Source organism: Crocosphaera sp. UHCC 0190 (genome assembly GCF_034932065.1).
In the GTDB taxonomy this organism is placed as follows: Bacteria; Cyanobacteriota; Cyanobacteriia; order Cyanobacteriales; family Microcystaceae; genus UHCC-0190.
This window is the reverse complement of record NZ_JAYGHP010000013.1, coordinates 40796-54040: the sequence shown is the minus strand read 5'-3', so window position 1 is coordinate 54040 and position 13245 is coordinate 40796. Positions and strand designations below refer to the sequence as shown.

Genomic DNA, 13245 nt, shown 5'->3' with positions numbered 1-13245 from the left:
ACTGAAAATTTTACCATCATTAACCTTTAAACACCATTGATTTTTTTAATCATTATCATTAGAAAATCTTAGGATTTTTCAGCCATTAATTAACGGCTCTTAACTCAGGCAGTTTGGCTTGACAAAGAGCAATAATCTTATCAGTAACTTCTTGAATCGTTAACCCATCTGTGTTCAGTTCAATGGCATCGATCGCTTGACGAAGGGGGGCAATTAAACGGTGACTATCTCGATAATCTCTTTGTTCAATCTCTTGTTCAAGTTGCGCTAAATTAATCTCGGCTTGTCCTTGAGCCTGAAAATCTAATAAACGTCGTCTGGCCCTTTCCTGTACTGAGGCCGTTAAGAAAATTTTCACCTCTGCATCAGGAAACACATGAGTCCCAATATCTCGCCCTTCGGCCACAATACCGCCTCGTTTTCCCATTTCTTGTTGATACTTAAGCAACTGATTACGCACAGCCCCTTGAGCCGAAATTTGAGAGACGAGAGCCGTCACTTCCGGGGTACGAATGGCCTGGGTAACATCTTCCCCATTAATTATAATTTGGGGGGGATTATGAAATTCTAACCGTGCTTGAGCCACCAATTCGGCGATCGCACTTTCATCTTCTAAGGCAATACCAGACTGTAACAGCAGCCAAGCGATCGCCCGATACATAGCCCCTGTATCTAAATAAGTTAAATTAAGGGCTTGAGCTACCCGACGGGTTACGGTTGATTTCCCTGCTCCGGCGGGCCCATCAATAGCGATAATCGGTTGACGTACCTTAAGCATAACATTATCAATTAAACGGGTTGATCCCACATAAGCGGCGATCGCCAATAACCCTACTTCTTCAACAGTCTCTAAGGAATTCAGGGTTTCAGGGTGAACTAATGACACATACTGCACCTTAAGGAATGGAGTAAACGCCAATTTTTGCTGAACTAAATCAATTAATATTGGCCCTTGTCTTTCTCCTTGCTGAAAAGCTTGTTTTGCTTGCTGAAGACTATGATATAAAACTAAGGCTTGATCTCGTTCTTGAGCCGAAAGATATTGATTGCGAGAACTATAAGCGAGGCCCGATGGTTCCCGAATAATTGGACAACTTTTAATTAAAATTGGTAACTTTAAATCAGTGACTAACTGACGAATGATCGCCAACTGTTGAGCATCTTTTTCCCCAAAATAAGCCACCTGGGGACTGACAATATTCAAAAGTTTGGTGACAATGGTTGCTACCCCTTGAAAATGTCCTGGCCGTAAGGGGCCACACAATTGAGAGAGCATTGAAGGGGGAGGAATTACTCTCGTTGTCATCTCATCAATGCCCATTTCTTCAGGGGTTGGGGCAAAAACAGCCTTTACGCCTAATTCTTCGCAATATTGACAATCTTGAGCCAATTGACGGGGATATTTGTCTAAATCTTCCTGGGGAGCGAATTGCAGGGGGTTAACAAAAATACTAACCACCACCAGATCCATTTCTGTCATAGCCCGACGAATTAAACTAATATGGCCTTCATGTAAAGCCCCCATGGTGGGGACTAGGCCGATGCTTTGGGTGTTTCGTCGGGAAGCTAAATAAGCCCGTAACCCTGCCACAGTTTTAAACAAACGCATTTTTTTATCGATTAAATCAAACAATAAGAGCAATTAGCCCAAATATGATCATAATCAATATATGCTGTTGTTTGTCGGGGTAATTCATCAATTCCCCCTACCTATAGGGTCGATCAGACAGACAACAATGATAAGATCAAGCCTGGTAAGCAAGTTGAATATGATTAATGAGTAAAACAGTTATCCGTACAGAAAATGCACCGGCCCCTGTTGGCCCCTATAATCAAGCGATCGCCGTCCAGGGACAACTCTTATTTATTGCTGGCCAAATTCCCTTAGATCCCCAAACATCACAAATTGTTGGATCGGAAGACATTACGCAACAAACCCAACAAGTTATGAAAAATATCGGAGCCATTTTAGAAGCCGCAGGCACGACTTGGGAAAATGTGATCAAAACAACGGTTTTTCTGAAAAATTTAGCGCATTTTGTCCCAATGAATCAAGTTTATGCCCAATATTTTGACGAAGCAACTGCCCCGGCTCGTGCTTGCGTTGAAGTTTCCCGCTTACCCAAAGATGTGTTAGTAGAAATTGAATGTATTGCTGTGATTAAATAATATCAAATTGATGAAAGATCACCCCACAAATGGCAGCGATCGCAGTGATTCCTAATGCCAGTAAAGGATCTTGTCCTTGTCCAACGGCAAAAGATGTCACAATTCCGGCACCCAAGGCAGCGGTTAAGCCAGCAGCCACTAAGTCTTTATCTGTATTTTTATTGTACATATACCCTTTCCGATAGCAATTTTGAGACGCATTAATTAAGCGTTGCTCAAAAATAACATTCTGTTGGGGTTCTCTGTCAGCAAATCAAGCAAACTGCAATCAAGCTTTAAGTTTAGCTATATTTCTTAACAATAGCCAGGGGTTGCCCAATAAAGATACATTAGATCAAGGAAAGCTTATCGAGTTTTACGGGACTTATGTCAAATATTTATACTGTTGAAATTCATCACGAAGGGGAAACCTACACCATTGAAGTTCCCGACGATAAAACGGTGCTTACTGCTGCCCAAGAGGCTAACATTGACTTGCCCTTTTCTTGTAGTGCGGGAGTTTGTACCACTTGCGCCGCACAATTGTTAGAGGGAGAGGTTGATCAAAGTGAAGGGATGGGGTTATCTCCTGAGTTACAAGGAGAAGGTTATGCCCTATTATGTGTCTCCTATCCTCGTTCTAACCTAAAAGTGGAAACGAAAAAAGAAGACATGGTTTATAATCGACAGTTTCCCCAACCTTAACCTGATTGTAGTAAGTAAGGTGGGCATTGCCCACCCTACTTGATAAGATTAAAAAAGAGACGTTTTATGAAACGTCTCTACACAAAATTGATAAAATTCACTCAATTACAAATATATCTTTTATATCCGTAACCATCAATATAAGGATGGTTTTTGACATCAACAGTACAATTTTTCAAGTCAATAGGTGCTATAAAATTAACTGTCCAAACTTCTAGGGGATGAGACAGCTTTTCTACGGTTTGTTGTAGTTTATCTGTTGTTTCAGGGGAATTATCTTGCTCTTGATGAATTAACAAAAATGAAATATTTTCTAATTCAGATTGTCGATGTAATTCTAAACCTATACCCATCATTTCTCCGGTTTGGACTAAACTTTTATGAGTCGTAGCGATTAAAACAGGTTGAGATGCGGTTTCTTTAATCACAGAAATAAATTGTTCTGGGCGATAATATTTTTGATAACCCAAATTAACCATAACTGTAATTGCCCCTAAAAATCCCATTACCCAAACAGCCGTACAAGCTAACTTCCCATTAGAGTTTAATTTGTCATAAAGTTTGCGGAGTAAAATTAGGGGATTTAATGTTTTTTGCTGTTGTAAAATGATATTTTCCGGTTTAACTTCATTCCACAAAATCCCTAAACTTGCCCCAACTAAAACCATAACAGCAGGGAAGTAAGTAAAACTATAGCGAGCAGCACGAGTTAAATCTTGTCCGATGACATAAGTAATGATGAGAAATAAACTAATTACACCCCCAATAAATGTCATCAAAATCAGCAAAGGTAAGCGAAATTGATTTAACTGCATTCCTGTTTTAATTCCTCTGTTGATATAAGGAATAAACCAAATAAAAAACAACAGTAAGATTAAACCAGACAGAATAACAATGGGAATAGAATCCGATTCTACAGGTAACAAAGAAATCATCGGAACCCATACCGCTAACAATTGGAATGGGGGACTAATGGCGTATAAAATATGACTTAAAGGATGAATCCAAGTAATCATATTATTACCGTATCCTTGGGGAATTACCACAAACATCCAGATTAAACCGGTGGTAGTCGTTCCCACAATTACCAAGAGAATACGGATTAAATTACGTTGTAATGAAGCAGATACATTTTGTTGAAATTTGAAATAACTTAAAATCCCTAATGTAATGGCTTCTGCCACCAGGGTTAAACAAAAAAAGTAATGAACTGATAAACCCAAACTATTGATCAAAATCCAAGAAAAAACCAACCATAATGGGATTAATGTTTGCTGATAAAGATGTCTCAAAGAGACAACTAAACAGCTTAAAGAAAAAATGACAAACAAAATAGCTAAGGTGTAATGACGCGCTTCTTGGGCCAAGAAAATACCATAGGAAGAAACCGCCATTAAAGCCGCACTAATTTGGGCAATGAGACGAGAACGAAAAGCGATTTTTGCTAGAAAATAAACAGCAGGAATCGATAAAACTCCCAATAAAGCAGGCAGCGATCGCATGACCCAAACATCAACATACTCCCCGGAAGAAGGAAACAATTTCACCCATAAATGAACCAAAACAAAATAAAGAGGCGGATGATTATCTTCTCGTAATAATAAAGAAACAACATCCCCGATATTTGCGTCAGGGTTCAAACTAAGTGGTTGCAAAAGGGTATCTAATGAAATAACCTGATTCAGAGGAACGGAGGTAAAATTGTTCCCTAAGCTAAATACCATGGTGGCAAATTCATCTGTCCAAGGGGGTTTAGCTGTCAAATTTGCAAAGCGGAGAATACTACCAAGAAACACCCATAAACACAAAAGTACCCAGTCATTGACTTGAGATACCTGACTCACCCACTGTTTAGACGACTGAAGTTTTAACACTGACTATCCTCACAACCAAACTTTAAATAAAATAACTTAAAATTCAAACTATGCAACCGATTGATTGGATTATTATCGTAATTTATCTCATCGCCACAATGGTGTTAGGGTTATTTTTATCTCACAAAGAAAGCAAACCCTCAACAACAGGGGAGGAAAAAGAACCCAAAAGTCTGGTTGATAACCTCTTGGCCGGAAGAAACCTTCCTTGGTGGTTAGCGGGAACCAGTATGGCCGCCACAACTTTTTCGATTGATACTCCCTTGTACATCTGTGGTGTGGTGGCAACCAGAGGTATTGCAGGGAACTGGGAATGGTGGAGTTTTGGTATTGCCCATATTGTCTTAATTTACATCTTTGCGGGGCTGTGGCGACGTTCTGAAGTGGTAACTGATGCTGAATTAACAGAACTGCGTTATGGTGGGTCAACGGCAGCTATTTTACGGGCAACGAAGGCCTTTTTATTTGCAGTTCCCATCAACTGTATTGGTATTGGATACGCCATGTTAGCGATGGTAAAAGTCGTGGATGCTTTGCAACTATGGCAAAGTTTAGGCCTTAATCCGGGAGAATCAGGCAAACTTTGGACAGTGATTTTTTTGAGTATCTTTGTTCTCATTTACACGGGAGTTTCGGGGCTTTGGGGTGTGGTGATTACAGATTTCTTTCAATTTTTTCTCGGTTTATTAGGGGCAATGATTGTCGCAGGTATTGCCCTTCATGATGTGGGAGGAATCCATCAATTAATTCCCAAAGTGCAAGGGGTAACAGAGTTTGATGTTTTATCTTTTATTCCTATTACCAGTAATGGGGGGTTTGGGTTTACTTGGAATGATGCAGCAGGGATTACAGCGACGACATTTTCAGCTTATTTATTTGTGCAATGGTGGTCATTTCGTCGGAGTGATGGGGGTGGTGAATTTGTGCAAAGATTATTAGCTGTGAAAGGAAATACGGAGGCAGCAGCTAAGAAAGAAGCGGAAAAAGCAACTTGGTTTTTTAATATTTTGCACTATATTGTGAGAACTTGGCCTTGGATTATTACGGCTTTAGCTGCAATAGTTTTATTACCTAATTTAGAAGACCCTGAATTAGCTTATCCAACCCTGATGTTAAAGTATTTACCTTCCGCTTTATTGGGGTTAGTGGTGGCTTCATTAATTGCTGCCTTTATGAGTACCATTTCCACTTCTATTAACTGGGGTGCTTCTTATTTAACTAATGACCTTTATCGTCGTTTTTTCCGTCCTCAAGCCTCTGATTTTGAGTTAACCAATGCTGTGAGAATATCATCAGTTTTGGTGACGGTTTTCGGGTCAATTGCTGCTTTTTATGCAACGGATATTACGACAGTGTTTCGTTTAGTGATTGCCATTGGTACGGGGCCAGGATTAGTCTTAATTTTACGTTGGTTTTGGTGGCGAATCAATGCCGCAGCCGAGTTATCAGCAATGATTGCCGGGTTTATAATTGGTTTAGTTACCACGATCAATCCTGCAATTAATAATATTTTTCCTGACTTTGGTTGGCGATTATTAGGCATTTCTGTAATGACTGCAGTGGTGTGGATAACGGTTATGTTTTTAACGCCCCCTGAAGATGAAGAAACCCTCTTAAATTTTTATACTCTGGTTCGTCCAGGGGGAATCGGTTGGCAATATCAACAATATAAAACGGGGTTAAAATCAGCCCAAGATTTAAGAACAGATATCCTAAGAGTTGTGGCGGCTACTTTATTAATGTTTGGCAGTATGTTTGCGATTGGTGGCTTTTTACTATTACAATCTATGACCGGATTTCTATCATTAACAATTGCAGTTATTGGAGGAATTTGGTTACGTCAATTGAACAAAAAAACTATTGTACCTATGCCTAGACCTGGATTAGATGATGGGTTTTAGGTTAAACTAATAGTAGGTAGGGTGAGCAATACTCACCTGATTCTTAACCATATATATTTTAGAGAATATGGACAATATCACCATTCTAGAAACCTTGTATAATAATATCGTATTTGGCTATTAAAACTAGGATTTCAGCATCACCTGAACAGGAAAAGAAATCAATAGAGGATAACGTTTCTGGACAAATTCACCATAATCAGCTAGATTATCTAATCCTAAACAGTTGAGGATAATTTCAATCATTATCCAAACCGCTAATTTACTAATAAGAATTTTCCATTTAATAGTCATTTTCCTTACCCTTCTCACAGCAGTATTCTTTAATTGTCTTCATGCTGAAGGGTGAAGATTTCGGAAAAATCCTCTTGATTGGTTAACTTAGGATAGAATTTAAGGCTCTACAGCCTTTTTTATTAATTTAAACAATACGCAGTTTAAATGCACAACAGCTTACCCAGGCTTAAAATTAGGCTGTGTAGACAGCCTTTGTGCTTATAGAATAAGGCTTTAGTCTGTATTCATTTATTAATTTTACATGGCAAGTTCAGTTCTACCGAACTTAAGGGATCAATTTATCAACATCTAATAAAAATAAAGGCTCTTGATTAGGAATTTGAATCATGGTAGAACTAATACAATGAATATTCCCTTGGGTTAAATAATTTTCGGGTAATGCCATAAATGCTGATTCAGGAACACGACGAAGAGAGGGGGGAGAATCTATGGGTAATCCGACAATTTTATGGACTTTATTGTGAATAATTAATAAAAAACGTTGTTCAGTAATTTCTTGCTCGGATGGCATTGATGTGATACCAAAGATACAACGATCAACATCAATCACTAATAATTTTTGGTCTTGATAATGGGTTAAACTAATACCTTTCTCTTGAGGATCACCATAGATTTTGCCCATGGGGACTACTTTTTGAACTGCATCAATAGGTAAAGCAAACCCTTCTTTACCCAAGATAAAAGCAATCATTTGTTGAGTTTTTTCTATTTTATTAGCGGCGAGAAGACGAGAACGACGGGGAGAGTAGAGAGTCATGATTTTTACCTTTTAACTTCTTACTTAACTAAAGATGCTTTAATTAACTGTTCTAATGTGGCTAATAATTCAGTTTCCTTAAACGGTTTAGAAAAATAAGCAGACGCGCCTAAATTCATGGCTAGTTGACGATGTTTATCCCCACTACGAGAAGTTAACATCACCACAGGAAGATATTTAAGCATGGAGTCAGATTTTAGATGAGATAATAAGCCATAACCATCCAGACGGGGCATTTCAAGATCACTGATAATTAATTGAATCTTAGATAATAAGCCCCCTTGCAGCTTTTCTAGGGCATCTTGACCATCTTTGGCCTGTTCCACCTGATAACCCGCTTTTTCGAGGGTTAAGGCCAAGAAACGACGCACATTAATCGAATCATCCACAATCATGATGGTAGGGGCGATCGCCTTAGTCTCAGTAAATCTCAGATCTAAATCTGCTAAGGTTGGAGGTTGCGATCGCAATAAGGGACGATTTTCCTCATTGATCCAACGTAACAAAGCAGTTGCATCTATCAAAGGAACCACGCGACCATCTCCTAAAATAGTACAACCAGAAAACCCAGAAGGCATTCCTAAGTTTCCTTCCACCTGACGAATAGTGACTTCTTGTTCGCCCCAATAGCGATCCACCTGAATCCCCACAAAATCATGACCTTGAGCTATCATTAAAACGGTGGGTTGATCAATGACAGCCATTGCTTCTATGGGGGTGATCGGATGAGGACGAGCAAAATCCAATTGTTGCCCTAAAGCAATCAGGGGAACTAACTGACCATCCCAATTAAGTACATTTTGTCCTGTTCCCATCATCATCATTTCAGGGTCAAGACTAATCATTTCTTCAATCACACTATTAGGAAAAGCCAACAGCATTCCGCCACTTTCCACCAATAATACCCGTATCACTGACAAAGTAAAGGGAACTGTCAGGATAAAGCTTGTTCCTTGGCCTGGTTTGGTGGCCACGGCAATTTCTCCCCGAATTTGACGCAGGTTAGTGCGTACCACATCCATACCCACACCCCGGCCTGATAAGTCTGTCACGGCCTCAGCAGTAGTAAACCCTGGCTCAAAAATAAGATCTAATAACTCTTTATTAGTTGCTTCTGCGAGATCAGACTGATTTAACCCCATTTGTAAGGCCTTAACTCTGATTTTATCTAAATTAATCCCCGCCCCATCATCTTGAACCGTAATAATAGTTTTATTTCCCCGATAAGTGGCACTAATTTCAATAGTTCCAGTTTCAGGTTTTCCGGCTGCTTGACGGACTTCGGGGGTTTCAATACCATGATCAAACGCATTGCGTAAAAGATGTAATAAGGGGTCATTTAACGCCTCTAAAATGGTTCGATCCACCAAAGTAGATCCCCCTTTAATCTTCAAATCCACCTGTTTACCGTATTGGAGTTCCATTTGTCGTAACCCCATGGGAAAACGCCCCACCAAATCAGCAATGGGACGCATTCGCAATTGGGTGATGGTGGTTTGCATTAATTTAAAGGTGCGGGAAAAAGCCCGTGAAGATCCTTCTGTTTCGTCTAAGTTGGTCTGAAGATCCCTAGTTACTTCCTGAAGTTGTACCATGGTATCCATCATTTCTTGGGACGCGACATGAAGATCACTATAACGATCCATTTCCAACAGATCGAAGTCTTGAAGGCTTAATTGCCCTGATTTAAGGGTTGAATCTTTGTCAGGCGATCGCTCTCCCACTTGATCATAAGTGTTTTTCAGATGAGCGTTAGATTGTTCTAATGTTTGTACCCTGTCACTTAATAATTCAACGAGATTTCTTAAACGTTTCAGTTGTAAATTTAAGCCATTACGTTCAATGGTAAGTTCCCCAAACAGATCACTGAGGGCTTCTAATTGCTTGATAGGGACACGAATTGTCTCTTGTTCTTCCCCTGTGTCAATATCTTCTGTACTCCTAGGAGAAGGGGAAACAATAAAGTCATTGGCCGTTTCAATTTTATCGGCGTTTAACTGGGCCAAAAATTCCTGGGCCTCTTCTGTAAATTCCTTCGTGGTGACATAGGATTTTAAGGCATCTGGGGTCATGAGAATGTTTAATTCTTCCGTTTCCTGTTCCAATTCCCAAGGTAGAGGTAAAGTCGTCTCTCCTGGAAGTTGTGACGACTCATCGGGAAACAAAGGTTGGGGAGTACCAGAGGAGAGAAAACCAGAAGAAGGAAACCCAAAGGATAAGGGCGTATCTTCTAAATCTACAAAGCTATTATCCCAGATTTCTGATTCTGCATCAGCGAGAGAGAGTGACAGATTATCTTCAATAGCTGGCATAGAGGAAAGATGGGACAAATCGAGTTCTGTGGGCATCATTTCCCTCTGTCCAATGATCACCATGGCCTGCGATCGCCGCCAAGCTTGCAACCCTAAAGGGGCAATAGTTTGAATTTGCTCTTGATAAGTTTCTAACCCCTGGATAATGGATTGACAGAGGGCGGAAAATGCCTCTAATTGTAGCATTTGCCCCAACCCTTCTAATTCTTGGGCCGCAATCACAAATTCTTCCAGTAAACAAGGCTGTTGGGGGTTGTCTAACACTGATTCTAAGCGTTGCAAACAGCCTTCTACTTCCGTTTGAAACATCAACAAGACCATATCTTCCCCTGCTTCTTCTGATAACAGGGTGGTGGCATCTTCCGGTTGAGGATCGCCCAAACGTTCATAAAGAGCAGCCATCAAAGGGTTAACCTGGGTTTCTAACCAAGATCGGTCAATATCTATCCCTTGACGATTCCATTGAGCCACCTGACGCAGATGGTCAATACTCGTTAATAATAGGCTTTCTAAGCTCCGATCAACCGAATGAGAACCCCCCACCTTAAGGACTTTCAAAAAGTCTTCTAAACGGTGGGCTAACTCCGATAGGGTTTGAAATCCCATCATGGCCGCCCCACCTTTGATCGAATGGGCGGCCCGTAATGCTCCGTCCATCTGTTGACGATCAACCCCATGGGTAGCTAACCCTAATAAACCCGATTCTAAAGCATTTAAGTATTCCTGAGCTTCTCCCAGAAATTGCCACCTAATCTCTTGTTCCTTATCCTTAGCCATGATTTTCTCCCTATTGGTAGGGTCAATTCATGAATTGACCCTACAATTAATTTTGTCTAGGTACTTAAGTGTTGCCTCCTAACTCACCTTAAATGTCCCCACAGAGGCTTGTAATTGATTTGCGATCGCAACAGTTTCTTGTAGGGAACCGGAAACTTGACGGGAAGAATCAGAGGTTTTTTGGGACACTTTAGCCACTTCTTCCATTAATTGCGTCACAGACTGGGAGGTGTTGGCCTGGGATACGGTAGCTTGGGAGATGGACTCTAATAATTGATCGATTTGGCGGGAAACTTCCACAATTTGCCCTAAACTTGCCTTGGTTTTCTCTGCCAAACGGGTTCCTTCAACCACCTGGGTTGTCCCTAATTCCATGGCTTCCACCACGGCTGAGGTTTCTTGTCGAATGGTTTCCACAATTTTCTCAATTTCTTTGGTCGCGGCGGCTGACTGGGCCGCTAATTGTCCCACTTCTTCCGCAACCACTGCAAAGCCTCGGCCTTCCTCTCCAGCGCGGGCTGCCTCAATACTGGCATTAATAGCGAGTAAGTTGGTTTGTAGGGCAATTTGGTTAATTAAAGAAACAACTTTAGAAATCTGTTGGGAAGATTCCCCTAACCGCTTCACTTTCTTGGTCGTTTCAGCTACGGTATCCCGTAATTGGAAGATATTGGCTACGGTTTGTTCCATGTCGGCCCCGCCCATTTCTGCGGTAGTTGAGGCGGTTTTTGCTACTGCGGCGGCGGCTTTGGCGTTATCTGCCACCACTTGAATTGATTGGGTCATTTCTTCCACAGAATTCAAGGTTTGGGTGATTTGAGACGCTTGGGCGATCGCTTCAGAGGCTAATTGACGAATTGACCCCTCATTGGTGGTAATAGAACTATTTACCTGGGTTGCTGTCTGTTTTACCTGACTCACAACGTCCCGTAAACTTTCCACAATGGAGTTAAAGAAATCCGCAACAATACCAATTTCCCCTGCACTAATTTCGGCCCGTACTGTTAAATCACCTTCTGAAGCACCTTCTACTTCTGTCAAGAGTTTAATCAGTTCCCGTTGTAGTTTTTCACTCCTTTCTCTTTCTTGTTCTGCTAATTCACCTTGTTGACGGGCAAATGCGGCTTGATCTTCTTTTTCCCGTTGGGCCGCTGCTTGTTGTTCGATTAATAATTCTTGGATCTGTTGCGCCATAGTATTAATATCAGACCCCAGTTGAGCAATTTCATCATCCCCAACTACTTGAACCCGTTGTGCAAAGTCCCCTTCTCCTAATCGTTTAACCACCTGACTTGATTGTAAAATGGGACGGGTGGCACGATTGGCAACAATTACGGCAATTATGCCCACAATTAACGACGTGGCTGCTGTTCCTAACAATAACAACCATCGTAACTGTCTTTGAGAGGCAAACACAATATCCGCATCGGTGGCAATGATAGCACGCCAATTAAGATCCGGTAAGCCTTCAAATTTAATCGGTGGGGCATAGGCCAACAGTTGTTCTGTCTGGGCTTTCAGATTTTGACCAGGGATAACATTAGCCTTGTTTTGTTGTTCAAGTTGTTCAATAATTGGGAAAATTTGGGCAGCGTCAATGGCTTTATATTCATCGGTGCGGTTAGTCATTGCTTTTCCACTGGACAGAGTTTGAACCACATATTCCCCTTCTGGCCCTAAAAAGATTTGTCTATCACCATTAATTAAATAAAAGGTTTGTCCTTCGGTTTTATAGTTATCAATGATTTTTTCTAAGAATTTTACAGGCATACGGGCGCGAATAAAGCCAATGGGTTCGCCTGTGGTGGGATCTTTTAAGGTAGAGGCCGCATAAACATTAAAGGTTCCTTCTGTGGTGGAAATAGAAGGTTGACTTAAGACGGGGCCATTAATTTTTAGGGCCGCTTGAATATAGGTTCGGTCAATATGATTTTTTAAGGGAGTTCCTGCCGTTTGAGCAATGACATTTCCTTTGATATCAAAAACCGCAATACTATCATAAATACCGTAAGCTTTTAACATCTTAGTCAGGGCTGCATCTTTTTCTTCTCTGGTTGCAGTTTCTCGCCATTTCGGGTTCGTAAAAATATCCAAACTAGCCATGGCTTGGATATCTGAAAAACGATCCTTCATATAAACGTGAATCTTATCTTGTAATTGCGTAACATTTGTTTTTTCAAAGGTATCAATTTGTCGATTAATTGACTGATTGGCTAAAGTATAAGCAATTCCCCCAACGGCCATAACGGGTAAGGTTCCTATGGCCATGGCTAACAGGGTTGCTTTGGCCCTAATGCCCCATTTTTTGTGCCTCATCTTGGCATTTGATTCAGCTATCCTAGGCAAACTATTGGGGGTTTCTACACTATTGAAGGTGACTTCTTTTTCGATAATAATCGGTTGGTTATTATCATTGACAGGGGTTAGGTTTCCGTTATTATTATTCGTGGCAGTCATGGGTTAATTCCTTTAAT

10 protein-coding genes are annotated in these 13245 nt (G+C 40.8%); 3 read left to right on the top strand and 7 right to left on the bottom strand.

Annotation, left to right across the window (positions count from 1 at the left end; translation table 11 throughout):
- Positions 1-85 precede the first annotated feature (85 nt).
- Positions 86-1609, bottom strand: coding sequence for a bifunctional pantoate--beta-alanine ligase/(d)CMP kinase (locus tag VB715_RS16925; protein ID WP_323302392.1), 1524 nt, complete (start codon positions 1607-1609; stop codon positions 86-88).
- Positions 1610-1776: 167 nt separating this feature from the next.
- On the opposite strand from VB715_RS16925, the gene VB715_RS16920 reads away from it, so the two are divergent.
- Complete coding sequence (locus VB715_RS16920) at positions 1777-2169, top strand: RidA family protein (protein ID WP_323302391.1); 393 nt, start codon at positions 1777-1779, stop codon at positions 2167-2169.
- On the opposite strand, the gene VB715_RS16915 is transcribed toward VB715_RS16920, so the two are convergent.
- Complete coding sequence (locus tag VB715_RS16915; RefSeq protein WP_323302390.1) at positions 2162-2338, bottom strand: hypothetical protein; 177 nt, start codon at positions 2336-2338, stop codon at positions 2162-2164. The genes VB715_RS16920 and VB715_RS16915 overlap by 8 nt on opposite strands.
- Before the next feature lie 197 nt (positions 2339-2535).
- Here VB715_RS16915 and VB715_RS16910 point away from each other — a divergent pair, with 197 nt between their 5' ends.
- A complete protein-coding gene (locus VB715_RS16910; RefSeq protein ID WP_323302389.1) occupies positions 2536-2853 on the top strand; it encodes a 2Fe-2S iron-sulfur cluster-binding protein in 318 nt (105 codons plus the stop codon).
- A 101-nt stretch (positions 2854-2954) separates the two neighbouring features.
- On the opposite strand, the gene VB715_RS16905 is transcribed toward VB715_RS16910, so the two are convergent.
- A complete protein-coding gene (locus VB715_RS16905) occupies positions 2955-4727 on the bottom strand; it encodes a glycosyltransferase family 39 protein (protein ID WP_323302388.1) in 1773 nt (590 codons plus the stop codon).
- 50 nt (positions 4728-4777) lie between these two features.
- On the opposite strand from VB715_RS16905, the gene VB715_RS16900 reads away from it, so the two are divergent.
- Entirely contained in the window at positions 4778-6628 is a 1851-nt protein-coding gene (locus VB715_RS16900; RefSeq protein WP_323302387.1) for a sodium:solute symporter family protein, read from the top strand.
- A gap of 126 nt (positions 6629-6754) precedes the next feature.
- On the opposite strand, the gene VB715_RS16895 is transcribed toward VB715_RS16900, so the two are convergent.
- The 4 genes from VB715_RS16895 to VB715_RS16880 all read right to left on the bottom strand — a co-directional run bounded on the left by VB715_RS16895 (position 6755) and on the right by VB715_RS16880 (position 13228).
- Complete coding sequence (locus tag VB715_RS16895; RefSeq protein ID WP_323302386.1) at positions 6755-6922, bottom strand: hypothetical protein; 168 nt, start codon at positions 6920-6922, stop codon at positions 6755-6757.
- Between the two features lie 268 nt (positions 6923-7190).
- Positions 7191-7682 carry a chemotaxis protein CheW gene (locus VB715_RS16890; RefSeq protein ID WP_323302385.1) on the bottom strand — a complete coding sequence of 164 codons (492 nt, stop codon included), beginning with the start codon at positions 7680-7682 and terminating at the stop codon, positions 7191-7193.
- A gap of 20 nt (positions 7683-7702) precedes the next feature.
- A complete protein-coding gene (locus VB715_RS16885; protein WP_323302384.1) occupies positions 7703-10771 on the bottom strand; it encodes a hybrid sensor histidine kinase/response regulator in 3069 nt (1022 codons plus the stop codon).
- A gap of 78 nt (positions 10772-10849) precedes the next feature.
- Positions 10850-13228 (bottom strand): methyl-accepting chemotaxis protein, encoded by a 2379-nt coding sequence (locus tag VB715_RS16880; RefSeq protein WP_323302383.1) that lies wholly within the window; start codon positions 13226-13228, stop codon positions 10850-10852.
- Positions 13229-13245: the final 17 nt, after the last annotated feature.

What these genes read in the sequence shown, in the direction of transcription:
- VB715_RS16915 (WP_323302390.1), bottom strand. Translation starts at nt 2,338, where the DNA reads ATGTACAATAAAAATACAGATAAAGACTTAGTGGCTGCTGGCTTAACC.
- VB715_RS16920 (WP_323302391.1), top strand. Translation starts at nt 1,777, where the DNA reads ATGAGTAAAACAGTTATCCGTACAGAAAATGCACCGGCCCCTGTTGGC.
- VB715_RS16895 (WP_323302386.1), bottom strand. Translation starts at nt 6,922, where the DNA reads ATGACTATTAAATGGAAAATTCTTATTAGTAAATTAGCGGTTTGGATA.
- VB715_RS16885 (WP_323302384.1), bottom strand. Translation starts at nt 10,771, where the DNA reads ATGGCTAAGGATAAGGAACAAGAGATTAGGTGGCAATTTCTGGGAGAA.
- VB715_RS16880 (WP_323302383.1), bottom strand. Translation starts at nt 13,228, where the DNA reads ATGACTGCCACGAATAATAATAACGGAAACCTAACCCCTGTCAATGAT.
- VB715_RS16900 (WP_323302387.1), top strand. Translation starts at nt 4,778, where the DNA reads ATGCAACCGATTGATTGGATTATTATCGTAATTTATCTCATCGCCACA.
- VB715_RS16910 (WP_323302389.1), top strand. Translation starts at nt 2,536, where the DNA reads ATGTCAAATATTTATACTGTTGAAATTCATCACGAAGGGGAAACCTAC.
- VB715_RS16890 (WP_323302385.1), bottom strand. Translation starts at nt 7,682, where the DNA reads ATGACTCTCTACTCTCCCCGTCGTTCTCGTCTTCTCGCCGCTAATAAA.
- VB715_RS16925 (WP_323302392.1), bottom strand. Translation starts at nt 1,609, where the DNA reads ATGCGTTTGTTTAAAACTGTGGCAGGGTTACGGGCTTATTTAGCTTCC.